This window comes from Streptomyces amritsarensis (assembly GCF_001953875.1).
Classification (GTDB): Bacteria; Actinomycetota; Actinomycetes; order Streptomycetales; family Streptomycetaceae; genus Streptomyces; species Streptomyces amritsarensis.
Genome location: NZ_MQUR01000045.1, coordinates 33602 through 56652 on the forward strand (window position 1 = coordinate 33602; position 23051 = coordinate 56652).

Sequence of the window (23051 nt, forward strand, 5' to 3'; positions counted from 1 at the left end):
TGCTGGGCGTGCGTGCTGTCTACCTTCGACGGTACCCGAACGGGGGTATCAGGTTCAGCGCGTACGGGGCCACAGACCGGGGTCCGGGGTGAAGCGGATGCGGAGCTCGCCTTCGGTGAGGGCGGCGCCGGACACGGTGCAGCGGCGCAGCGCCGAGGGCAGGGGAACGATCCTGCGGTACGGGCCCGCGGTCAGCAGCAGCTCGTCGCCGCGGCGGACGAGGTCGAGGTCGCGTTTGTGCGCGCCGGGCAGCGGAACCACCCAGACGAGGACGCCGTCGTCGGCGAGCCGGTCCTCGACGGTCCAGGCGCGGCGGGGTGCGGGGGCGTCCGGGACGAGGCCGGCGGGTGCGGCGAGCCGGTCGAGGTCGTCCTGTCCCCGGGGGTCGGGGCCGAGGTGGGCGAGGGCGACGACGGGGCCGTCGCCGGCCCACTGGGCGGCGTACTTCTCCTGCTGGGCGGCGAGCCCGGCGAGCCAGGGGTCGGCGGAGGCGTGGGGGACCATCCGGTTGGCGACGACGTCGCGGACGGGCAGCTGCTGGAGGGCGAGGCCGAGGCGGCCCGGCCGGAGCGCGTCGGCGGCGGCCGGTCCGGGTTCGGCGACCAGGCGCACGTCGGTGGTGTCGGCCTCGATGACGGCCTGGACGGCGGCCAGCTCCTCGTCCCAGCGCGCTGCGGCCTCGTAGAGCCACTGGGCCGGCATGGGCACGCCGGCCAGCTGGGCCAGTACGGGCCGCAGGGCGCGGGCGGCCTGCTTCTCGGCGGGGAGCAGGCGGGCGAGGTAGCGGCGCAGCTGGGCGGGGAGGGCGAGGGTGGCGACCGCCTGGTGGAGCGGGGGCAGGTCGACGACGACGAGGTCGGTGGCGGGTGCGGCGGCGGCCCGTCGCAGGGCGCGGAGCAGGGCGAACTGTTCGGAGCCGGGCAGCTCGGTGAGTTCCTCGGCGCTCAGGGGGCGGGCGCCGACCATGGAGAGCAGGGCGGATCCGCGTTCCTGGAGGGCGACGAGCTCGTCGCGGAACTCCTGGCCGCAGTCCACCGCGGCGACGCTCAGGCCGGGCGGGAGCGGGTCGCCGAGCAGCTGGGCGAGGGGGTCGCCCGGGTCGCCGGAGAGCAGCAGGACCCGCTGCCCCCCGCGGGCCGCTGCGAGGGCGGTGGCCGCCGCCACGGTGGTCCGCCCGGACCCGCCGGGGCCGGTGATGAGCAGGGTGTGCATGTGCGGGTGCTCCGGATCGGGTGGGGTCCGCGGCCGCGCGGGGTCCGCAGCCGCGCGGGGTCCGCGAACGCGCGGGGTCCGCGGCGGGACGCCGCGGGGCGGTGCCGCGCCGCGGTCGGGCGCGGCACCGCCCCGGGTGCCGGGTGCCGGGTGGGGCTCAGACGGATTCGACGCGCTTCTTCAGGCCCGCCAGGGCGCGGTCGATGATGACCTTCTCGGCCTTGCGCTTGATCATGCCGAGCATGGGGATCTTGACGTCGACGGTCAGCTGGTAGGTGACCTCGGTGCGCTTGCCGCCGTCCACCGGGGCCAGCCGGTAGGAGCCGTCGAGCTGGCGCAGCATCTGGGACTTGTCCAGGGTCCAGCTGACCTCGTCCGTGCCCTTCCAGGTGTAGGCGAGGGTGTGGTCGTCCTTGATCGCGCCCGCGTCGAGCAGCAGCCGGACCTTCTCGGCCCGGCCCGCGGCGTCGGTGGCGAGGACCTCGGCCTCCTTCACCTCGCCGGTCCACTCGGGGTAGCGGGCGAAGTCGGCGATCACGGCCATCACGTCGCCGGGCGCGGCGTCGATCGTGATGCTTGAGCTGGTGTGTTCCGCCATCGCGGTCGCTCCTCCGGAGTGTGTTCGAGGATGTGTACGGCCTCCGGCCGCCGCGTGAAGGCTACCGCGCGTGCGGACGCCGCCACTCCAGTGGCTCCCCGGGCCCGGTGCGGGCGGTGCGGAACAGGCCGGTTCTCACCACTCCATGGCCCATGGGCGGCCGGTCGAGGCGAAGTGCCCGACGTTCACGCACTCGGTGGCGCCGATCCGCATCCGCCGGGCCAGCGGCTGGTGGACGTGGCCGAAGAGGGCGTAGCGGGGCCGGGTGCGGCGGATGGCGGCCAACAGGGCCTCGCTGCCGCGTTCGAAGCGGCGTGCGACGGTGTCGTAGCAGAGCTCGGGCACTTCCGGCGGGATGTGCGAGCACAGGACGTCGACCTCGCCGAGGGCCTCGACCTTGGCGGCGTACTCCTCGACGTCCACTTCGTAGGGGGTGCGCATGGGCGAGGGCAGTCCGCCGCCGACGAAGCCGAAGACGCGGCCGGCGATCTCGACGCGCTGGCCGTCGAGCACGGTGAGGCCGTGGCGGTCGGCGTACTCGGGCCACAGCGTCGGGATGTCGACGTTGCCGTAGGTGGCGTAGGTGGGGCGGGGGAAGGCGGCGAACATCTCGGCGTACTGGCGGCGCACGGCTTCCTCGATCACCTGTTCGCGGTCGAGGCCCGCCCACAGCCGGCGGCCGAGGGCGTGGGCCTCTTCGAAGCGGCGCTGGGTGCGCAGCTCGACGATGAGGTCGGCGTTCTCGACGCCGAACAGGTCGGGGAAGATGCCGCGCGAGTGGTCGGCGTAGTCGAGGAAGAGGACGAGGTCACCGAGGCAGATCAGGGCGTCGGCGCCGTCGCCGGCGCGGGCGAGGGCTTCGGTGTTGCCGTGGACGTCGCTCACGACGTGGACCCGCGTGCGGCTCGATCCGCTCGTGCCGCCGCCGTTCCCGTCCCGCTTGGTGCCAGCCATGCGGACAACCCTAGGGGGACTCGTGGGGGCGGGGTAGTGGCGCTGTGAAAGGTCGGCCTACCTGCGGTTACTTCCGAGTCGCCAGAGGGGTCGACTACTGTCGGCACGTTGGGGCCGGGCCGTGTGAGTGCAGAATGTGACGCACGGAACATCTGGCCGGTTCCCTCTATCGGGAACCCACTACCGGTGGGTAACGTCCGGTCGGTCCACATGGTGGCGATGGCGCCCAGAGGAGCAGCAGTCTTGCGCGAGTTCAGCCTTCCGGCCCTGTACGAGGTCCCGTCGGACGGGAACCTGACGGATCTCATCCGCCGCAACGCCGCTCAGCACCCAGACACCGCCGTGATGAGCCGCAAGGCCGACGGCCGGTGGCAGGACGTGACGGCGACCGAGTTCCTGGCCGAGGTCCGTGCCACCGCCAAGGGCCTGATCGCGGCCGGCGTCCGCCCGGGCGACCGCGTCGCCCTGATCTCCCGCACCCGCTACGAGTGGGTGCTGATCGACTTCGCGATCTGGAGCGCGGGCGGCGTCACCGTCCCCGTGTACGAGACGAGCTCCCCCGAGCAGATCCAGTGGATCCTCGGCGACTCCGGCGCCGTCGCGGTCGTCGTGGAGAGCGCGGCGCACGGCGAGGCCGTGGCCTCGCTGCGCGACCGGCTGCCGGAGCTGCGCGAGGTCTGGGAGATCGAGCAGGGGGCGGTGCAGGCGCTGAAGGCCGCGGGCGCGGCCGTCACCGACGCCGAGGTCGAGGAGCGCAGCAGCCTCGCGAACGCCGACGACCCGGCCACCATCGTCTACACCTCGGGCACCACCGGCCGCCCCAAGGGCTGTGTGCTGACCCACCGCAACTTCTTCGCGGAGTGCGGCAACGCGGTGGAGCGCCTGAGCCCGCTGTTCAGGACCGGCGAGTGCTCGGTGCTGCTGTTCCTGCCGGCCGCGCACGTCTTCGGGCGCCTGGTGGAGGTGGCGGCCGTACTGGCGCCGATCCGCCTGGGCTGCGTACCGGACATCAAGAACCTCACCGACGAGCTGCAGTCCTTCCGCCCCACGCTGATCCTCGGCGTCCCCCGGGTCTTCGAGAAGGTCTACAACTCGGCGCGCGCCAAGGCGCAGGCCGAGGGCAAGGGGAAGATCTTCGACGCGGCGGCCGACACGGCCATCGCCTACAGCCGTGCGCTGGACACCCCGCGCGGCCCGTCGTTCGGGCTGAAGCTCAAGCACAAGGTCTTCTCGAAGCTGGTCTACAGCAAGCTGCACGCGGTCCTCGGCGGGCGCGGCGAGTACGCGATCTCCGGCGGCGCGCCGCTGGGCGAGCGGCTCGGCCACTTCTTCCGCGGCATCGGCTTCACGGTCCTGGAGGGCTACGGCCTGACCGAGTCCTGCGCGGCGACCACCTTCAACCCGTGGGACAAGCAGAAGATCGGTACGGTCGGCCAGCCGATGCCGGGCTCGGTGGTGCGCATCGCGGACGACGGCGAGGTGCTGCTGCACGGCGAGCAGATCTTCACGGGCTACTGGAACAACGAGGCGGCGACCGCCGAGGCGCTGACCGACGGCTGGTTCCACACCGGCGACGTCGGCACCCTCGACGAGGACGGCTATCTGACGATCACCGGCCGCAAGAAGGAGCTCATCGTCACGGCGGGCGGCAAGAACGTCGCGCCGGCCGTGATCGAGGACCGGATCCGGGCGCACGCGCTGGTCGCGGAGTGCATGGTGGTCGGCGACGCGAGGCCGTTCGTGGCCGCGCTGGTCACGATCGACGAGGAGTTCCTCGGCCGCTGGGCGGCGGAGAACGGCAAGCCGGCCGGCGTCACGGCGGCGGAGCTGCGCGAGGACGAGGACCTCATCGCCGCCGTCCAGAAGGCGATCGACGACGGCAACGCGGCGGTCTCCAAGGCGGAATCGGTGCGGAAATTCCGCATTCTGCCCTCCCAGTTCACGGAGGAGTCGGGTCACATCACGCCGTCGCTGAAGCTCAAGCGCAACGTGGTGGCGAAGGACTACGCGGACGAGATCGAGGCGCTCTACCGCGGCTGACCGCGGCCCCGGCCCATCGGCCCGCGACCGGAGGTCGGAGGCCGCTGTCAGCGGGGGTCGGCGAGGATCCGTGCCATGTTCCGCTCGGCGAGGGCGGTGATGGTGAGGAATGGGTTCACGCCGAGCGACCCCGGGACCAGGGAGCCGTCCACCACGTAGAGCCCCTGGTAGCCCTTGGCCCGCCCGTAGGCGTCGGTCGCCTCCCCCAGGACGCAGCCGCCGAGCGGGTGGTAGGTGAAGTCGTCGGCGAAGGCCCGGTTCCCGCCGAAGAGGTCGTAGCGGTAGATCGTGAAGTTGCGCCGGTTGATGCGGTCGAAGAGGTTCTTCGCCGCGTTGACCGCGGGCGTGTTCTGCTCGCGGCGCCAGTTCAGGCGGGCGGAGTCGGTGGCCGCGTCGTAGGTGAAGTGCCCGCGCTCCGGGTTCCTGGTGATGGCCAGGTACATCGAGATCCAGTGTTCCAGGCCCATGGGGAGCGGGGCGATCTCGGCGAAGACGGGGTTGGCGGCGTTGTCCCAGTCGTCGATGCCCAGCGCCGGCATGGTGGCCTGGTGGGCGCCGACGGTGTCCCAGAGGTGGTTGGCGCGCGCGGTCATGACGTTGCCGTTGGGGCCCCAGCCGAGCCCGACCCTGTCGCTGAGCGCGGGCAGCGTGCCGGTCTCGCGGGCCCGCAGCAGGATCTCCGTGGTGCCCAGGCTGCCGGCTCCGAGGAAGAGCTGCCGGCAGCCGAGTTCGCGGACCTGGGTGACCTTGCCGGTGACGTCGCTGGTCAGCACCGTCAGGACGTACCCGCCGGCCGGGTCGGGGCGTACGCCGACCACCCGCTGCATGGTCTCGATGGTGACGTTGCCGGTGCCGACGGCGGCGGCGAGGTAGGTCTTGTCGACACTCTTCTTGCCGTGGTTGTTGCCGTAGATGACCTCCCCGGCCAGTGCCGAGCGGGGCGCGGTGCCGGCGGCCTCGCGCTTCATGTGGCCGAAGTCGTAGACGTTGGGCACGAACACGGTCTTCAGGCCGGTGTTGTGGGCGTGCCTGCGGGAGATCCGGGCGAAGCGGTACCACTCGGTGGACTCGAACCAGGCCGGATCGATGTCGTTCACGCCGAGCATGGCGCGGGCGCGCGGGTAGTAGGTGCCGTACATCTCGTCGGCGTCGACCCCGGGGAAGACCTCGGTGAAGTACGAGCGCCTGGGGGTGGGCGCCATGCCTCCGTTGACGAGGGACCCGCCGCCGACGCCGCGCCCCACGTAGACGGACATGCCGCCGAAGTTCACGCGGTCCAGGACCCCGGGGTACGGGCTGATGTCGCGGTTGACCACGTCGAGCCAGAGGAACTGCGCGAGCGGGGCCTCGGTGCGGGTGCGGAACCACATGGAGCGGTGGTCGGGGGCGGAGGTGGAGGGGAAGACCTTGCCGTCGGGCCCGGGGGTGTCCCACAGCCGGCCCATTTCGAGGACGACGGTCCGCACGCCCGCCTGCCCGAGCCGCAGGGCGGCGACGGCCGATCCGTAGCCGGAGCCGACGACGACGGCCGGGGCGTAGGGGACGGCGGCGGGCTCGACGGCGGCGGCGGAGGCGGCCCCGATCCGGGTGAAGCCGAGCGCGGCGGCGGTCGAGAGTGCGCCGAGCCCCAGCATGTGACGGCGCGTCAGGTTGGGTGTCATGGCCGCATCATGAGCGGATTCCGGCCGTCCGCCCAGACGCGGTGTTGACAGACATCTGAGGAACAGTCAGGCATGGCGGCGCCGGGCGGGCAGACCCCGCAACCGCGCCGCACCCGCGGGAGCGCCCGGCTACAGCAGCTCGCGCAGACGCTCCGCCAGAAGGTCCCAGCGCCACTTCTCCTCCACCCAGGCGCGACCGCGCTCGCCCATGCGGGCGCGCAGGTCCGGGTCCTGGAGCAGGGCCGTGATCCGGTCCGCGGCCTCCTCGGGGGCACCGCCCCGCACGACCCAGCCCGTCTCGCCGTCCAGCACCGCGTCCGGCGCGCCGCCCGAGTCGCCCGCGACCACCGGCAGGCCCGTCGCCGATGCCTCCAGGTAGACGATGCCGAGCCCCTCCACGTCGAGGCCGCCGCGCCGGGTCCTGCAGGGCATGGCGAAGACGTCGCCCGCACCGTAGTGCGCGGGGAGTTCGGACCACGGGACGGCTCCCGTGAACACCACCGACCGGGCCACACCCGTGGACCGGGCCAGCGCCCGCAGGTCCGCCTCGTACGGGCCGCCGCCGACGATCAGCAGCACGGCGTCGGGGACCGCGGCGAGGATCCGCGGCATGGACTCGATCAGCGTGTCCTGGCCCTTGCGCGGCACCAGCCGGGACACGCACACCACCACGGGCCGGTCCGTCAGGCCCAGGCGGGCCCGGACCTCGTCGCCGCCGGACGCCGGGTGGAAGGTCTTCTCGTCGACCCCCGGCGGGAGTTGGACCATCCGCGCCGCCGCCCGGCCGGTGACGGCCGAGGCGATCCGGGAGCGGGTGTACTCCCCCAGGTAGGTGAGGGTGTCCGTGCCCTCGCCGATGCGCCGCAGCAGCTGCCGCGCGGCCGGCAGCTGGGCCCAGCCCGCCTCGTGCCCGTGGGTGGTCGCCACGATCCGCCGGGCGCCGGCCCGCCGCAGCGCCGGGCCCATCAGGCCGAGCGGGGCGGCGGCCCCGAACCACACCGACTCGCAGCCGTGTTCGCGCAGCAGGCCGACGGCCCGGCGCGTCACGCGCGGGGTCGGCAGCAGCATCGTCGTACGGTCGCGGACCACCTGGAAGGGTTGCTCCGCGTCGAAGGCCGCGGTGGCCTCGCGGCCCTCCGCGCCGTGCTTCCACGTGGAGGCGTAGACGACGACCCGGTCGGGATCCAGGCGGAGCGCCATGTTGTGGAGGAAGGCCTGGATGCCGCCCGGTCGCGGCGGGAAGTCGTTGGTCACGATCAGGGTCTTGTGCATCGCCTGCCGACAGTACCCGCTCAGCGCAGCTCCCCGCGAAGGGACTCCTGCCATGCTTGCGTCAGCCCGGCCCGGTCCACCCCGAGGGTCGACCGCAGGGCGGTCTCCAGCGACTCCCGCCCGGCCTTTCCGTACAGCTCCACCAGGGCTTTCCCGCCCCACTCCGCCGCGATCAGCCGACAGGCCAGCCAGGCGCCCTCGTACGCCCGCGCCGCCGCGTCCGGGTCCCCGCCGAAGGCGAAGTCCTCCGTCCGCGGCAGCTCCCCCGGCAGCTCGCCGCGCCGCACCGCCCGGGCGAGCGCCGGGGCGGCCTGCGCGGGGGCCGCGGCGGCGCCCCGGTACGCCGCCCAGTCCGCGAAGCCCTCGGAGAGCCACAGCGGCGTGGTCGCGGAGGTCGCCGCGCGCGTGGCCACGTGCGCGACCTCGTGGGTCAGGATGATCCGCCGGCCCTCCGCGCCCAGCCCCGCGTACCCCTCCGGATTGACCACGACCCGGTCCGCGGGGGCCGGGCCGGCCCCCACCCGGCCGGTGGTGACGGCGCCGAGCCCCCGGTAGGTGTCGGCGGGGCGGCCCAGCAGCCGGGCCATCGCGTCGAGGGAGCCGGGTACCAGTACGACGACCCGGCCCGCCCAGGGACCGGGCCAGGCGGCGCTCGCGGCGGGCACCGCGCGGTCGGCCTCGGCGGCGATCTCCCGCAGCGTTCCGGCGCTCTGCCCGGCCCCGCCGAGGACCAGGGAGTGCGTACCGGCGGCCACCGAGACCGGGCCCTGGTCCCACAGCTGCGGCAGGGCGCCCGGCGCGGGCCGGTCGGCGCCCACCCGCCAGGCCCCGTCCTCGCGGATCAGCTCCACCTCGCGGGCCGACTCCTCGGGGGCGGTGTCGTAGCCGGTCAGCCGGTAGCGCAGCCTGGCCGCCGCGAGGGCCCGCGCACCGTCGCGCCGTACCGAGGAGACCTCGTACGCCCAGTCCGTCAGCGGGATCCCCGCGAGCGCCTCGGGCACGGTCCGCGACCAGTCGGCGACGGCCCGGCGGACCTCCCGCTCGGCGGTGTCGGCGCTACCGGCCGGCTGCGGGCCGCAGCCGGCGAGCAGCACGCCCAGGAGGAGCGCCACGAGCGGCAGGATGCGCGGCGGTCGGCGGGCGGGGAGCATCCGCCGATCGTACGCAGGGCCCCGCAGGCGGCGGGGACGGCGGGGGGGCGGTCCGCCGCCGGCGGGGTCAGGGGCGGGTCACCGCCGAAACCGGCATCATCCCGACCGGGTCGTAGCGCACCCGGGCCCCGGGGTAGGGGGCGTGGACCACCTGGCCGTTGCCGACGTACATGCCGACGTGGCTGGCGTCGGAGCGGTACGTCACCAGGTCGCCCGGGCGGGCCTGCGACAGCGGCACCTGCCGCCCGGCGTGCCGCTGGGCCTGCGAGGTACGCGGCAGCGAGACGCCCGCCTGCCGGTAGGACCAGACCATCAGCCCGGAGCAGTCGAAGCCGGAGGGGCCGGTGGAACCCCACACGTAGGGGCGTCCGACGGCGGCCCGGGCGGCCATCACCGCGGCGGCGGCGCGGCCGGAGGACGGGCCTCCTGCGCCCATGGGGCCGAGGTCGGGCAGGGCTTCGTGGCGCCCGCCGGAGCGGGAGGAGCGCTCGAAGTCGGCCCGCTCCTCGGACGGCATGGAGTTGAGCAGCCGCTGGGCGGCGGCGAGCTTCGCGGTGACGGAGCGCTTGTGGCGGGCGACGTCGGAGCGCAGGGCGTCGAGTTCGGCGAGTTTGCGGGAGGCCTCCGAGCGCACCTGGCCGAGCCGGCGCTGCTCCTGGCGCAGCTCGTGGAGTTGGCGGGCCTGGCGCTCGGTCAACCGGTCCAGGGCGGCGGCCTGTTCCAGGTAGGCGTCGGGGTCCTCGGCCAGCATCAGCCCGACGGCGGGGTCGATGCCGCCGCTGCGGTACTGGGCCCCGGCGAAGGTCCCGAGGACGCCGCGCATGGTGTTGATGCGCTCCTGGCCGCGGGCGACGGCGTCCTGGGCCCGGTTGACCTCGACGCGCAGCCTGTCGGCCTTCTCTCCCGCCTCGTTGAAGTGCTCGGTGGCCTGCTCGGCCTCCTCGAAGAGCCGGTCGACCTGGGCGCTGACGCCGGACCTCGCGCTGCCGCCGGGCTCGTGCGGGTGGCCGGGGGCCGCGCCCGCGGGTGCGGCCGCCATGGCGACCGCGGCGGTGGCCGCGGCGGCGGTGAGGACGGTGACCTTCGTGTTCCGGTCGAGGCCGCCGAGCCCGGTCCGGCGATGGGACGCCACGTGAACCCGCTCCCTTCCGCTGGGCGGGGCCCGGGTCCGCCCCCCGTGGACGGCCGTGTGCCGGGTTCCGCGCTGGCAGACAGTAGCCGTGCCACCACGCACCGACCAACGACCGGCGGAGGGCACACGCACCGACGCCCCGCCGGAGACGCAGGTCACCGGCGGGGCGTGTGGTCAGAGCGGGGCCGCGGAATTCGCCCGGATGGGCGGTGTGCGGCGCGTCAGCCGATGCGGACGCCGAACTGGAACGGCATGTTGTCCATCGACTCGTACTTGACGCCGCCGCGCGGGTTCGAGGCGTGCAGCGTCATGTTGTTGCCGGCGTACAGGCCGACGTGGTGCAGGTCCCCGTAGAAGAAGACCAGGTCACCGGGCTGGAGCTGGCTGCGGCTGATGCGCGTGCCGTCGTTGGCCTGGGTGTAGGTGACGCGGCTGATGTTGACGCCGGCCTGCTTGTACGCCCACTGCGTCAGCCCGGAGCAGTCGAAGGAGTTGGGGCCCTCGTGGCCCGATATGTACGCGCTGCCGACCTTGGTCTTGGCGGCGGCGAGCGCGGCTCCGGCACGGCCGGAGGCCTTGACGTCGCCGAGGTCGACGCGCTGGCCGGCGGCGCGGCTGGCGCGCGTCTCCTCGTCCTTGAGGGCGGCGCGCTCCTGTGCCGTGAGGGTGTTGAGGATGGCCTGGGCCGCGGCGAGCTTCTCGGACGAGACCTTCTTCTTCTCGGCGAGTTCCTTGCGGGTGGCGTCGAGGTCGGCGAGCTTGCCGGAGGCCTCCTGGCGCTGCTGAGCGAGGGTGCGCTGCTTCGCCTGGATCTTCTGGACCGCTTCGACCTGCTTGCCGCTCAGGTGCTCCAGGGTGGAGGCCTTGTCGAGGTAGCCGTCGGGGTCCGCGGAGAGGAGGAGGGCGAGGGAGGGGTCGATGCCGCCGCTGCGGTACTGGGCGCTCGCCATCGAACCGAGTGCGCTGCGCAGGTCGTTGAGCTCGCTCTGGCCGCGCGCGACCTGGTCCTGGATCTGCCCGATCTCCTTCTCGAGCGTCGCCTGGCGCTCCTTGGCCCCGTTGAACTTCTCGGTGGCCTGTTCCGCCTCTTCGTAGAGGGCGTCGACCTGGCTCTTGACCTCGTCCTTGCTCGGCTTCGCCGGCGCGGCGGAGGCGCTCTGCGCGGTGAGGGCGACGGCCGCGGCGGCGACCGAGGTGAGCACGGTCACACGAGCGCGGGTCGGCTGCTTGGGTCGACGGTGGGACGCCACGAAGGCGAGCTCCTTCTTCCTAGAGCCGCCGAAGAACGCAACTCGGCAGCACCTTCGCCGCCACCCCGAATGAGTGATCTACCGCACGAAGGTTTGAGCAGACCCTAGTGACCCAGCTGTGATCAGTTCAAATCCTGTCGGGAAAAAACTCGGCCCCCCACCAGGTTCTTTACCTTCACCGCACGCTCCGTGCCGGGTACTTGACGGTGCGTCCTCCACATGACCCACCAATTCCGGCATTCGGCACGGGAGTTAGGAAACGCGCGAAAGCCGCTTCAGCAACAAAGCGGACGTTACGGGCCGGGCCCCGGCCTTGGCCACGCCGTCGGCGACCTCGCGGTCCGTGGAGACCACGACCACCGGCCGGCCGGGCGGCTCCGCCCGCACCAGCTGCCGGATCAGTTCGTCCGCCGTCACCCCGGCCTTGGAGAACAGCACCCGCACACCGCGCGGCGGCGCCAGCAGCACCGGGGCCGCCAGCTCCGCCCCGTCGAAGACACAGGTCATCTCCGCACCGGTCTGCGCGGCCAGCATCGACAGCCCGCCCAGCAGCCGCAGCCGCTGCTTCTCCAGCGGCATCGTCGGGTAGCCGGTCTTGGTCACGTTGTAGCCGTCGACCACCAGATGGGCCTGCGGCAGCGCCAACAACTGGTCCAGCAGAGCCGGATCGGTCTCCGACAGGGCGCGCGCCGCGATGTCCTTCGGTGTCATCCGGCCCGGCTCCACCGCGTCCACCGTGTCGGCCGGGCGGGTGTTGACCGGAGGCAGCGCCAGCTCACGGCGCAGCCCCTGGGCCGCGTCCAGGACGGTGTCCAGCAGCAGCCGCAACCGCATGTCCTCGATGCTGCGCCCCTCGCGGGTGGCCCGGCGCGAGGTCTCCAGCGCCGTCTCCACCTCTGCGAGACGGGACTTGAGCCGCCGGCTCTCGCTCTCGGCGGCCGCCACGCGGGTCGCGGCCTCGCCGCGGATCCCGTCGATCTCCGCGGTCACCTTGCGCAGGGCCGCCTCGCCGCGCTTGACGTCACTCAGGGCGCTGCGCAGCCGGCGCTGAAGCGATTCCGCTTCCTTCCGCGCGGCCTCCAGCTCGACCCGTACCTGCTCACCGCCCGTGCGCTGCAGTTCCCGTACGTGCTCCAGCTCCTCGCGCAGGCGCTCCAGCTCGCGCCGGGTCTCCTCGCCGACCCGCTCGGCGTCCGCGCGCTGCGCCTCCTCGCCCGCGGCGGCCACGAGCTTGACCCATCCCGCGGGCCGCAGGACGAAGGCGGCGGCCGCCACGTCCAGCGGGTCCGCGGCGGCCGGCGGCGCGCCGGACTCCAGCGCGCCGGCCAGGTCCGCCTGGGCCTCGCGCACCTTCTCGGCGACCCGGCTGCGGAACACCGGGTCGGTCTCGACCGCCGCGGCCATGGCGTTGCCGGCGAACTTGGCGCGCCGGGTCGGAGTGAAGCGGGCGTACTGGCGCAGCTGCGCCGGCAGGTCCGCGACCGTCAGCGCGCCGAAGGCGTCCGAGACGAGCGCGACGACCCGGCGCCGCACGCCTTCCGGCAGCGGGCGGTCGAGCGCCTCCGCGGCGTCGCCGGCCGCGTCGGCCGGCCCGGCGCCGCTTGCTGGCTCCACAATCCGTCACCCCTACCGTGATGGTCTACCTGCGGACGGGGCTCCGTCAGGAGTCCGCGCCCGGCCTGTCCACGAGCTCGATCTGGTCCACCGCGTTGCACCAGCGGCAGCGGACCGACTCGATGGTCTCATTGACCACTTCGCGCTCCTCGACCTTGGGCTCCCCGGCGAGGTCCAGGTGGACGTACTCGACGACCTTCGACGAACGGGTGACGTCGAAGCGCGTGAGGTTGCCGCACAGGGTGCAGCGCCACCGCGTGGTGTCGGTCGGCAGGGGAACCGTCATCGGGCTGCTCACTCCTTCGTAGCTGATTCAATTAAAGCGGTCCGTTCGGCCGTCCGCGTCGGCCTGCGCACCGCAGCTCGTAACCCTACGGCCTGCCACCGCTTCAGGTGGGTCGCGTTGCGTCATGCTCTGTCACATGATCGTAAGGTGGCGGGCCCTGCGCGAGGCTGCCCGGGGACCGGTGGTCACCCACGCGCTGATCGCGGGCTGCGGTGTGGTGTTCGCCCTGAGCCCCGCCTCGGGGCTCAACCCGGCCTACGGGACCGGGGACGAGCTGCTGGCCGCGGGCACCGCGTACTTCCGGCGCTGGGGCGTGGTCCCGGACGAGCTCTTCACGGACACACCCCGCGCGTGGCTGACCCCGCTGACCGCGCTGTTCGTCCACGGCAGCTGGCTGCACCTGCTCGGCAACATGCTCTTCCTCTTCGTCTTCGGCGCGCTGGCCGAGGAGCGGATGGGCCGCCCGGCGTTCCTCGTCTTCTACCTCTGTACGGGCTACCTGGCGCTGGCGGCGTACGCGGCGGCCAACGCGGAGTCCGCGCAGACGCTGGTCGGCGCGTCCGGCGCGATCTCGGCCGTCCTGGGCGCCTTCCTCTTCCTGCTCCCGCGGGCGAGGGTGACGAGCCTGTTCCCGTTCCTGTTCTTCCTGCCGCTGCGGTTCCCGGCGTGGATGGTGCTGCTGTTCTGGTTCGCCCTCCAGTGGGTGGCCGCGCACCGCGCGGAGAGCGGGCCGGGAGTCGCCTATCTGGCCCACCTCGTGGGGTTCTCGCTCGGCTTCCTCTACGCGTGGGCCCGGTATCGGGGTACGACTAGAGTGAGGCGACCAGCGACGGCCACCGAGGGAGACAGCCAGCCGTGATCACCGCGATCGTGCTCATCAAGACCAGCGTGGACCGCATCCCCGAGATCGCCGAGTCCATCGCGGCCCTCGACAACGTCAGCGAGGTCTACTCCGTCACGGGGACGTACGACCTGATCGCGCTGGTCCGCGTGAACCGCCACGAGAACCTGGCCGACATCATCCCCGGCCGCATCAGCAAGATCCCGGGCGTCGAGGCGACGGACACGCACGTGGCGTTCCGCACGTACTCGCAGCACGACCTGGAGGCGGCGTTCGCCATCGGCCTGGACGCGTAGCGGCTCGCTCCCGGCGGGGCGTGTCGTGCGGCGGGCTCGGCGGTACCCCTCGGCTCGGCGCCGGGCCAGTGGGTGGTACTCGGCGGTGCGCGGCTGGATCCCGGCGGGGGGTGCCCCTCGGCTCGGCGCCGGGCCAGTAGGTGGTGCTCGGCTGGATCCCGGCGGGGGGGTGCCGTCCGGCGGGCTCGGCGGGACCCCGGGCGGGGTTACTGCGGGGTGCCCGGCGGGCGGCTCGGCGGTGTGCGGCCGGATCCCCGGCAGGGGTGTCGTGCGGGCGGCTCGGCGGTACCCCTCGGCTCGGCGCCGGGCCCTGCGTGGTGCTCGGTGGTGTGCGGCTGGATCCCGGTGCGGGGTGTGGTGCGGGCGGCCCGGGGGTGCCCTTGGCGGGGTGTGGCGGGGCCGGGTTCGGTCTGGGTCGGGGGNNCCCCGCCACGTCCCCCCTCGACCCCGGCCCGGCACAGGCAAGGGGATTCCGGGGTGCTTCCGGAGCCGGCCGCGACGGCGGGATGCGCGAGGGGATTCCGGGGTGCTTCCGGAGCGTTGGTGTGGGGTGGGGACACGCAGGAGGGTCCCCGCAGGACGAGCGCGCNNGCCCGACCCCCACACCGCCCAGCCCCCGGCACCGGCACCGGCACGACTCCGCCAAAGGTCCCGGCCGCCGCCGACCACCGCCCGGGGGCCCGACCCCACACCGCCCAGCCACCGGCACCGGCACCGGCCCGACTCCGCCAGGGGTCCCGGCCACCGCCGACCACCGCCCGGGGGCCCGACCCCCACACCGCCCAGCCCCCGGCACCGGCACCGGCACGACTCCGCCAAAGGTCCCGGCCGCCGCCCGGGGGCGCGCCCCCTATACCGCCGAGCAACCCCGCAGGGGAGCGGTGGGGACGCAGCGGCCCTCCTCCGTGCGGTACTGCCACTTCGCGCCGTCCGCGACGAGCTCCTTCACCGCCCGGACGAAGCGCTCGACGTGCTCGTCCGGGGTGCCCGCGCCGAAGCTGACGCGGATCGCGTTCAGGGAGCGCTCCCCCGGGGCGGCCTCGGGGGCCCCGCACTCGCCCTGGGCCTGCGGCTCGCTGCCGAGCAGGGTCCGCACCAGCGGGTGGGCGCAGAACAGGCCGTCCCGTACGCCGATCCCGTACTCGGCGGAGAGCGCGGCGGCGAAGTGGGAGCTGTTCCAGCCGTCCACGACGAAGGAGATGACGCCGACCCGCGGGGCGTCGTCCCCGAAGAGGGACAGGACCCGGACCGCCGGGACCTCCGCCAGGCCTTCGCGGACCTTCGCGACGAGGTGCTGCTCGCGGGCCACGAGGCTGTCGAAGCCGGCCTCGGTCAGGGCCCGGCAGGCGGAGGCGATGGAGTAGACGCCGATGACGTTCGGGGAGCCGGCCTCGTGGCGGGCGGCGGTGGTGTGCCACTCGACGTCCACGCCGCCGTCCTCGCGGCGGGAGACCTTGCGGGAGGCGCCGCCGCCGGCCAGGTACGGCTCGGCCTCCTGGAGCCAGTCGGCGCGTCCGGCGAGGACGCCCGAGCCGAAGGGCGCGTAGAGCTTGTGGCCGGAGAAGGCGACCCAGTCGACGTCGAGGTCGCGTACGGAGACGGGGTGGTGCGGGGCCAGTTGGGCGGCGTCCAGGACGATCCGCGCGCCGTGGGCGTGCGCGGCGGCGGCGAGTTCCTTCACCGGCCACAGCTCCCCGGTGACGTTGGACGCGCCGGTGACGCACACGAGCGCGGGGCCGTGGCCCTCTTCGATTGATGCAGTGCGGTCGGCGAGCGCCCGCTCCAGGGTGGCGACGGCCTCGCCCGGGGTGCGGGGCGCGTTGAGGTAGCTGACCTGCGCGTTCGTCCACGGCAGGAGCGAGGCGTGGTGCTCGGTCTCGAAGACGAAGACCTCGCAGTCGGCGGGGAGCACCGCGGCGAGCAGGTTCAGGGAGTCGGTGGTGGAGCGGGTGAAGACGACCTGGTCGCCGGGGCGGCAGTCGAGGAACTCGGCGACCGTGGCGCGGCTCTGCTCGAAGAGGTCGGTGGACAGCTGCGAGAGGTAGCCGGCGCCGCGGTGGACGCTGCCGTAGTACGGGGCGTAGGCGGCCACGTCGTCCCAGACCCGCTGGAGGGCGGGGGCGCTGGCGGCGTAGTCGAGGGCCGCGTAGGTGACCTCGCCGCCGGTGACGAGCGGGACGGTGACGTCGCGGCCGAGGACGGCGAGCGGCTCGGCGCAGGCGGGGTCCTGGGCGGTGGCGGTGGCGGTGTTCAGGGATGCGGACATGGCGGTATCTCCCGGCAGGCAGGGCTGAATGGCTTCGGTGTGCCCGTACGCGGGTACGGCCGTGCGGCCGTCCGGGGGTACGGGAGGTTCCTCGGACGGGACGGTCGCGGTACGCGGAAGTGGCCCTGGTCCGAGGGGTGAAGTCGGGGCGTCAGTCGCCCTATCGCATTCGCTTGCTCACGGAAAACGCTCCTCGAGAGACCAGGACCCCTGGTGTCGAGGGATCCGCGCTTGCCGTAGGCCTTGCTGCCTACGACCTGGTCATCACCCGGGGCACCCCGCCACGGAAGGAGGGTTGCCGGACAGCAAGCCGGGGCCTAAACGCTGTCACTCGTGACCTGTTGAGCATCCTGCCACAAGATCCCCCGAGGACAAGACCCCGGTCCGCATGGCGGACCGGGGTCTTGGCTCGGAACGTGTGCCGGTTCAGGCGTTGCTGGCCGTGACCCAGCGTTCCAGTGCGGCCCTGGCGGCACCGGAGTCGATGGACTCGGCCGCGCGGGTGATGCCGGCCGCGATCTGCTCCTCCAGGGTGCCCGTGCCGGGGTCGAGGGCCACCAGTGCGGCCGCCGAGTTCAGCAGCACGGCGTCGCGTACCGGTCCGGTCTCGCCGGCCAGCAGGCGGCGGGCCACGTCCGCGTTGTACGAGGGGTCCCCGCCGGCCAGGGCGGAGACGTCGACGAGGGGGATGCCGACGTCGCGCGGGTCGAAGGACTGTTCGGCGACCTTCCCGTCGCGGACCCACCAGACCCGGGAGGTCGCCGTGGTGGTCAGTTCGTCCAGGCCGTCGTCGCCGCGGAAGACCAGCGCGGAGGAGCCTCGCTCGGCGAGTACGCCCGCCACGATGGGGGCCATCCGGGGGTCCGCCACGCCGGTGGCCTGGGACCGGACGCGGGCCGGGTTGGTGAGCGGGCCGAGGATGTTGAAGGTGGTGCGGATGCCCAGTTCCCGGCGGGCCCCGGCGACGTGCCGCAGGGCCGGGTGGAACTTCACCGCGAAGCAGAAGGTGATGCCGGCCTCCTCGGCGACCTCGACGACCCGCGCGGTGCTCAGGTCGAGGTTGACGCCGAGCTTCTCCAGGACGTCCGAGGAGCCGCTCGCGGAGGACGCCGCCCGGTTGCCGTGCTTGACGACCTTGGCGCCGGTCCCGGCGACGACGATCGCCGACATGGTGGAGATGTTCACCGTCTTGGCGCCGTCGCCGCCGGTGCCGACGATGTCGACGGTGCGGCCGGGCACCTCGATGAGGTTGGCGTGCCCGTACATGGCCTGTACCAGGCCGTTGATCTCGGCGACCGTCTCCCCCTTGGCGCGCAGGGCGACCACGAAGCCGGCGATCTGGGCGTCGGTGGCCTCCCCGCGCATGATCCGGTCCATGGCCCAGGCGGTGTCGTCGGCGCGCAGGTCCTGGCCGGTGAGCAGGGCGTCGAGGACGCCCGGCCAGCCACGGGCCGCCACGCTGTCGCCGCCTGCCGGGGTCGCAACGTTCATGGTCAGCTCCTGCTGCTGTAGGGGTTCCCCGTCGAAGGGGTCGGAGATCAGCCTATCCAGCCCCGGTTACGGCAAAGAGCCCCGTCCGGACACTGGACGGGGCTCTCGCCGTGGCGACACCAGGACTGACCGAAATCAGTCCCTCATGCGGTGGTGCAGGGGATCAGTGGTGGCCGTGGCCGGACTGGATCTCCTTGTACTCCTCCACCGTGGGCTTCGGGATCTGGTTGCCCTCGGCGTAGAAGCCCTTGCTGAGCTTCGCGCGCAGCTTCTCGGTGGCCTTCACCTTGCGCTCGACACCGTTCTCGTCGACCGTCGGGCCGATCTCGATCGGCTTGTACTGCTCGTGCGCGGTGAGGGTGTGCAGCTTGCCCTGCGGGAGCGGCTCGTGGACCTCGACGAACTCACCGTGCGGCAGACGCTTGATGATGCCGGTCTCGCGACCGTGCAGCACCTTGTCGCGGTCCCGGCGCTGCAGGCCGAGGCAGATCCGCTTGGTGACGATGAAGGCGATGACCGGGACGGCGAAGAAGCCGATCCGGACGAACCAGGTGATCGAGTTGATCGACAGGTGGAAGTACTGGGCGAACATGTCGTTGCCGCCGCCGATGAGGAGCACGATGTACTCCGCGATCCAGGCGACACCGAAGGCCGTACGGGTCGGGACGTTGCGCGGGCGGTCCAGGATGTGGTGCTCGCGCTTGTCGCCGGTGACCCAGGACTCGATGAACGGCCAGACGGCGATCGCGCCGAGCACCAGCGGGAAGAGCACCAGCGGGATGAACACGCCCAGGACGAGCGTGTGGCCCCACAGGTTGATCTCCCAGCCGGGCATGGCACGGATCAGGCCTTCCGGCATACCCATGTACCAGTCGGGCTGCGCACCGGTGGACACGTGGTCCGGGCGGTACGGGCCGAGGGCCCAGATCGGGTTGATCGAGGCGACCGCGGCGACGACCGAGATGACACCGAAGACCAGGAAGAAGAAGCCTCCGGCCTTGGCCATGTAGACCGGCAGCAGCGGCATGCCGACGACGTTGTTGTTCGTCTTGCCGGGGCCCGCGTACTGGGTGTGCTTGTGGTAGAAGACCAGGATCAGGTGGGCCACGAGGAGGCCCATCATGATGCCGGGCAGCAGCAGGATGTGCACCGAGTAGAAGCGCGCGACGAAGTCGCCGCCCGGGAACTCCCCGCCGAACAGGAACATCGACAGGTAGGTGCCGACGACCGGGACGGACAGGATGGCGCCCTGCATGAAGCGGACACCGGTACCCGAGAGCAGGTCGTCGGGCAGCGAGTAACCGGTGAAGCCGGTGAACATGCCGAGGACCAGCAGCAGGAAGCCGAAGATCCAGTTGACCTCGCGCGGCTTGCGGAACGCGCCGGTGAAGAAGACGCGCATCATGTGCACGATCATCGCCGCGACGAAGATCAGCGCCGCCCAGTGGTGGATCTGGCGGATCAGCAGGCCACCGCGGACGTCGAAGCTGATGTCGAGCGTCGAGGCGAAGGCCTCGGACATCAGCACGCCCTGCATCGGGACGTAGGAGCCGTGGTATTCCACCTCGTTCATGCTCGGGTGGAAGAACAGCGTCAGGTACACACCCGTGAGGATGATGATGATGAAGCTGTAGAGGCAGATCTCACCCAGCATGAAGGACCAGTGGTCCGGGAAGATCTTGCGCATGTTGGCCTTGGCCAGGCTGTAGATGCCCAGGCGGCCGTCCGCCCAGTCCGCTACCCGCTCGCCGGCCGGCGCTTTGCGCGCCTTGTTGTCAGTGGCGGTGCTCATCCGCGCTCCCAGAATGCAGGGCCGACGGGCTCTTCGAAGTCGCCGAGCGCTTCGAGGAAGCCTTCGTCATTCACGCCGATCCGCAGCTGCGGAAGGGCGTGACCGGCCGGGCCGAAGATGACACGGGCGCCGTCGGAGAGGTCGAAGGTGGACTGGTGGCACGGGCAGAGCACGTGGTGCGTCTGCTGCTCGTACAGGCTGATGGGGCAGCCGACGTGGGTGCAGATCTTCGAGTAGGCCACGATCCCGTCGTGGGACCACTCGAGTTCCTTCTTGTCCTTGATGTCCTCCGGCTGGATACGGACGATCATCAGGGCGGCCTTGGCGATCTGGACCTGGAAGTCGTGCTGGTGCTCGTCCAGGCCCTCGGGCATGGCGAACGTCAGCGAACCGACGAGCACGTCCTCGGGACGCAGCGGCTCCATCGTGTTCTGGTTGATGAGCAGCTTGCCCTTGGCCCACAGGGTCTTGCGCAGCTTGTCCTCGGGCAGCGGGCCCAGGTCGCGCATGATCACGACGGCGGAGAGCGGCAGCATGGCCAGCGCGCCCAGCATCGTGTTGCGGATCAGCGGGCGGCGGCCGATGCCGGACTCGTTGGCGCCGTCGGCGAAGTCCTGGAGGACCTTCGCCTTGACCTCCGGCGAAGCGGCGATCTCGTGGCGGTCGTCGGCGACCTCGACGTCGGACATCAGGGTGCGGGCCCAGTGGACCGCGCCCGCGCCGATGCAGAAGAGGGCCGTGCCCAGCGTCATACCCAGGGCGAAGTTGAGCGCGCTGACCTTCCCGAGCGGGAAGATGAAGACGATCTTGTCGACCGGGAAGATCACGTACGAGGCGATGAAGCCGATCGTGGCCAGCATCGACAGCGTGAACAGCATGGCGACGGTGCGCTCGGAACGCTTCGCCGCACGCTCGTCGATGTCCTGGATGCGCGGCTTGTGGACCGGCAGGCCCGGGTCGGCGAACGGGTCGTCCGCCACTGCTACGCCACCGTGGTGGACGTCGCCCTGCTCGCTCGGCAGGTGCTTCTCTTCGGGAATCTCTTGGCTACTCATGACTTCTTGGCCTTAGCGGTGTGGGCCGCGACCCAGACGGCGACAGCGATCAGCGCACCCAGAGCGAAGATCCAGCCGAACAGACCCTCGGAGACGGGGCCGAGGCCGCCGAGCTTGAGACCACCGGGGTTGGTCGACTTCTCACCGTTCACGTTCTGGAGGTACGCGATGATGTCCTTCTTCTGCTTCTCCGGCATGGTGCTGTCGGGGAAGGAGGGCATGTTCTGCGGGCCGGTCTGCATGGCCTCGTAGATGTGCTTGGGCGAGACGTCCTCAAGGTTGGGGGCGTACTTGCCGTTCGTCAGCGCGCCGCCTTCACCGGTGAAGTTGTGGCACTGCGCGCAGTTGTTGCGGAACAGCTCACCGCCGTTGGCGATGTCGGCGTCCGCCGGGTCGTACTGCTTCTCGGTCGGCGTGATCGGGCCGGCACCGAGGGAGGCGATGTACGCGGCCAGCTGGTCGATCTGCGCCTGGGTGTAGATGACCGGCTTCTTCGGCACCTGGGCGCCGGGCTGCTGGGCGGGCATGCGGCCCGTGCTCACCTGGAAGTCGACGGCCGCGGAGCCGACGCCGACCAGGCTCGGGCCGTCAGAGGAACCCTGACCGCCGGTTCCGTGGCAGCTTGCGCAACCCACGGCGTAGAGCTTCTTGCCCTCCTCGATGGCGAGGGACTGGGCGGTTTCATCGGCCTGCGCCTTGCCCGCGGGAGCAAAGGCGGCGTACAGCCCCCCAGTGGCCGCCAGCGCGAGGAGTAGAACGACGACCGCCGCCAGCGGATGGCGTCGTCGTGCGGAGAGCTTTTTCACGGATTACCCCGGTGTCAGGATCTTCTGCGTCGGTGTGTCTGGATGGAGTGCCGGGTCGGGCCCGGTGACGTGTTCGCTACTTGATCAGGTAGATCGTGGCGAAGAGGCCGATCCAGACGACATCGACGAAGTGCCAGTAGTAGGACACGACGATGGCCGACGTGGCCTGTTCGTGGGTGAACCTCTTGGCCGCGTACGTCCGGCCGAGGACCAGCAGGAAGGCGATGAGACCGCCCGTCACGTGCAGACCGTGGAAGCCGGTGGTCAGGTAGAAGACCGAGCCGTACGGACCGGACGAGAGGCTCATGCCCTCGTGCTTGACCAGCTCGGTGTACTCGAACACCTGGCCGCCAATGAAGATCGCACCCATGACGAACGTGATGATGAACCACGTCCGGAGCTTCTTCACGTCACCGCGCTCCGCGGCGAATACGCCGAGCTGGCAGGTGAGCGAGGAAAGCACCAGGATCGTCGTGTTCGTCGCCGAGAAGGGAAGGTTCAGGGTGTTCGCCTGTTCCGTCCAGTACTCGGGACCCGTCACGGATCGCAGGGTGAAGTACATCGCGAAGAGGGCCGCGAAGAACATCAGCTCGGAACTCAACCAGATGATGGTTCCGACGCTGACGAGGTTCGGCCGATTGACCGTCGGGTGCGCGTGCCCGGTATCTACTGTCGTTGCTGTCGCCACGACCGACATTATGTCGGTCGCTTATCCCGCCCTCACCCCGGGGGGTGCCGTTCGGAGTGTCAGGGGCGTGTGCAAGGCCCGAACGGCCCATCAGATCACCTCTCCGAACGGCCTCGTGCACACGTCCGAACCGATGCCGAGGGGGCGGCGGGAGGAGTAGCATCCCGCGCAACATCAACGTGATTCATGGGACACGTGGAGGATCGAAATGCGGGCGACTGCGCGGGTTCTGGTCTACAGCGACGACGCGGGCACCCGGGAGCAGGTGAGACTGGCGGCGGGCCGCCGTCCCGCCGCGGATCTGCCACCGGTGGAGTTCCTGGAGTGCGCGACCCTGCCGGCGGTCCTGTCGGAGCTGGACGCGGGCGGCATCGACGTGTGCGTGCTGGACGGCGAGGCGGTTCCGGCCGGGGGCATGGGTGTGTGCCGGCAGATCAAGGACGAGATCTTCCGGTGCCCCCCGGTGCTGCTGCTGATGGGGCGCCCCCAGGACGCCTGGCTGGCCACCTGGAGCCGCGCCGACGCCGCCGTGACCCTTCCGGTGGATCCGGTGGAGTTCGCGGACACCCTGGCGGGCCTGCTGCGCTCCCGGCTGTCCTCCTCGGCGGCCTGACACCGGCGGGGCCCCCGGACAGGGTCCGGGGGC

Annotated in this window: 20 protein-coding genes and 1 riboswitch; of the genes, 4 read left to right on the forward strand and 16 right to left on the reverse strand. The window is 72.0% G+C overall.

What is annotated here, in order from left to right; translation table 11 throughout:
• Positions 1-54: 54 nt before the first annotated feature.
• The 3 genes from AVW11_RS19585 to AVW11_RS19595 form a co-directional block, all read right to left on the reverse strand.
• A complete protein-coding gene (locus AVW11_RS19585; protein ID WP_076044986.1) occupies positions 55-1212 on the reverse strand; it encodes an ArsA family ATPase in 1158 nt (385 codons plus the stop codon).
• Between the two features lie 157 nt (positions 1213-1369).
• Positions 1370-1810 carry an SRPBCC family protein gene (locus tag AVW11_RS19590; RefSeq protein WP_030850114.1) on the reverse strand — a complete coding sequence of 147 codons (441 nt, stop codon included), beginning with the start codon at positions 1808-1810 and terminating at the stop codon, positions 1370-1372.
• A 135-nt stretch (positions 1811-1945) separates the two neighbouring features.
• The gene (locus tag AVW11_RS19595; RefSeq protein WP_076044988.1) at positions 1946-2764 is read right to left on the reverse strand and encodes a metallophosphoesterase family protein; all 819 of its coding nucleotides are present in this window, start codon (positions 2762-2764) and stop codon (positions 1946-1948) included.
• Positions 2765-3007: 243 nt separating this feature from the next.
• On the opposite strand from AVW11_RS19595, the gene AVW11_RS19600 reads away from it, so the two are divergent.
• The gene (locus AVW11_RS19600) at positions 3008-4804 is read left to right on the forward strand and encodes an AMP-dependent synthetase/ligase (RefSeq protein WP_030850108.1); all 1797 of its coding nucleotides are present in this window, start codon (positions 3008-3010) and stop codon (positions 4802-4804) included.
• A 47-nt stretch (positions 4805-4851) separates the two neighbouring features.
• On the opposite strand, the gene AVW11_RS19605 is transcribed toward AVW11_RS19600, so the two are convergent.
• The 7 genes from AVW11_RS19605 to AVW11_RS19635 all read right to left on the reverse strand — a co-directional run bounded on the left by AVW11_RS19605 (position 4852) and on the right by AVW11_RS19635 (position 13170).
• Positions 4852-6465, reverse strand: coding sequence for a GMC oxidoreductase (locus tag AVW11_RS19605; RefSeq protein ID WP_076044990.1), 1614 nt, complete (start codon positions 6463-6465; stop codon positions 4852-4854).
• A gap of 129 nt (positions 6466-6594) precedes the next feature.
• A complete protein-coding gene (locus AVW11_RS19610) occupies positions 6595-7737 on the reverse strand; it encodes a glycosyltransferase family 4 protein (protein ID WP_060178184.1) in 1143 nt (380 codons plus the stop codon).
• Between the two features lie 20 nt (positions 7738-7757).
• The gene (locus tag AVW11_RS19615) at positions 7758-8888 is read right to left on the reverse strand and encodes a hypothetical protein (RefSeq protein ID WP_076044992.1); all 1131 of its coding nucleotides are present in this window, start codon (positions 8886-8888) and stop codon (positions 7758-7760) included.
• A 67-nt stretch (positions 8889-8955) separates the two neighbouring features.
• Positions 8956-10020 (reverse strand): C40 family peptidase, encoded by a 1065-nt coding sequence (locus tag AVW11_RS19620; protein ID WP_076044994.1) that lies wholly within the window; start codon positions 10018-10020, stop codon positions 8956-8958.
• Between the two features lie 221 nt (positions 10021-10241).
• The gene (locus AVW11_RS19625; RefSeq protein ID WP_030850095.1) at positions 10242-11270 is read right to left on the reverse strand and encodes a C40 family peptidase; all 1029 of its coding nucleotides are present in this window, start codon (positions 11268-11270) and stop codon (positions 10242-10244) included.
• A 252-nt stretch (positions 11271-11522) separates the two neighbouring features.
• Complete coding sequence (locus AVW11_RS19630) at positions 11523-12887, reverse strand: NYN domain-containing protein (protein ID WP_030850092.1); 1365 nt, start codon at positions 12885-12887, stop codon at positions 11523-11525.
• A 43-nt stretch (positions 12888-12930) separates the two neighbouring features.
• Positions 12931-13170: a hypothetical protein gene (locus tag AVW11_RS19635; protein ID WP_008738811.1), complete on the reverse strand. Its 240-nt coding sequence runs from the start codon at positions 13168-13170 to the stop codon at positions 12931-12933.
• 124 nt (positions 13171-13294) lie between these two features.
• On the opposite strand from AVW11_RS19635, the gene AVW11_RS19640 reads away from it, so the two are divergent.
• Together AVW11_RS19640 and AVW11_RS19645 are read left to right on the forward strand one after the other, a co-directional pair.
• Complete coding sequence (locus AVW11_RS19640) at positions 13295-14029, forward strand: rhomboid family intramembrane serine protease (protein WP_060178187.1); 735 nt, start codon at positions 13295-13297, stop codon at positions 14027-14029.
• Complete coding sequence (locus AVW11_RS19645; protein WP_030850086.1) at positions 14026-14307, forward strand: Lrp/AsnC family transcriptional regulator; 282 nt, start codon at positions 14026-14028, stop codon at positions 14305-14307. Before AVW11_RS19640 ends, AVW11_RS19645 begins: the two co-directional genes overlap by 4 nt.
• An 850-nt stretch (positions 14308-15157) precedes the next feature.
• Here AVW11_RS19645 and AVW11_RS19650 read toward each other — a convergent pair.
• The 6 genes from AVW11_RS19650 to ctaE all read right to left on the reverse strand — a co-directional run bounded on the left by AVW11_RS19650 (position 15158) and on the right by ctaE (position 22414).
• Positions 15158-16573 carry an aminotransferase class V-fold PLP-dependent enzyme gene (locus tag AVW11_RS19650; RefSeq protein WP_076044996.1) on the reverse strand — a complete coding sequence of 472 codons (1416 nt, stop codon included), beginning with the start codon at positions 16571-16573 and terminating at the stop codon, positions 15158-15160.
• A gap of 222 nt (positions 16574-16795) precedes the next feature.
• Positions 16796-16912, reverse strand: a riboswitch (SAM riboswitch).
• 87 nt (positions 16913-16999) lie between these two features.
• Positions 17000-18064 (reverse strand): anthranilate phosphoribosyltransferase, encoded by a 1065-nt coding sequence (gene trpD, locus AVW11_RS19655; RefSeq protein WP_030849374.1) that lies wholly within the window; start codon positions 18062-18064, stop codon positions 17000-17002.
• 163 nt (positions 18065-18227) lie between these two features.
• Positions 18228-19856, reverse strand: a complete 1629-nt coding sequence (gene qcrB / locus AVW11_RS19660; protein WP_060178189.1) for a cytochrome bc1 complex cytochrome b subunit — start codon at positions 19854-19856, stop codon at positions 18228-18230.
• Positions 19853-20911: a cytochrome bc1 complex Rieske iron-sulfur subunit gene (qcrA, locus tag AVW11_RS19665; protein ID WP_030849368.1), complete on the reverse strand. Its 1059-nt coding sequence runs from the start codon at positions 20909-20911 to the stop codon at positions 19853-19855. Before qcrA ends, qcrB begins: the two co-directional genes overlap by 4 nt.
• Positions 20908-21717, reverse strand: a complete 810-nt coding sequence (qcrC, locus tag AVW11_RS19670; RefSeq protein ID WP_030036316.1) for a cytochrome bc1 complex diheme cytochrome c subunit — start codon at positions 21715-21717, stop codon at positions 20908-20910. Before qcrC ends, qcrA begins: the two co-directional genes overlap by 4 nt.
• A gap of 76 nt (positions 21718-21793) precedes the next feature.
• On the reverse strand, positions 21794-22414 hold the full coding sequence (gene ctaE / locus AVW11_RS19675) for an aa3-type cytochrome oxidase subunit III (RefSeq protein ID WP_030849365.1): 621 nt from the start codon (positions 22412-22414) through the stop codon (positions 21794-21796).
• A 199-nt stretch (positions 22415-22613) separates the two neighbouring features.
• Between ctaE and AVW11_RS19680 the strand changes: the two genes are divergently transcribed.
• Positions 22614-23018, forward strand: a complete 405-nt coding sequence (locus AVW11_RS19680) for a DNA-binding transcriptional response regulator (RefSeq protein ID WP_060178190.1) — start codon at positions 22614-22616, stop codon at positions 23016-23018.
• The last annotated feature ends 33 nt before the right edge of the window (positions 23019-23051 follow it).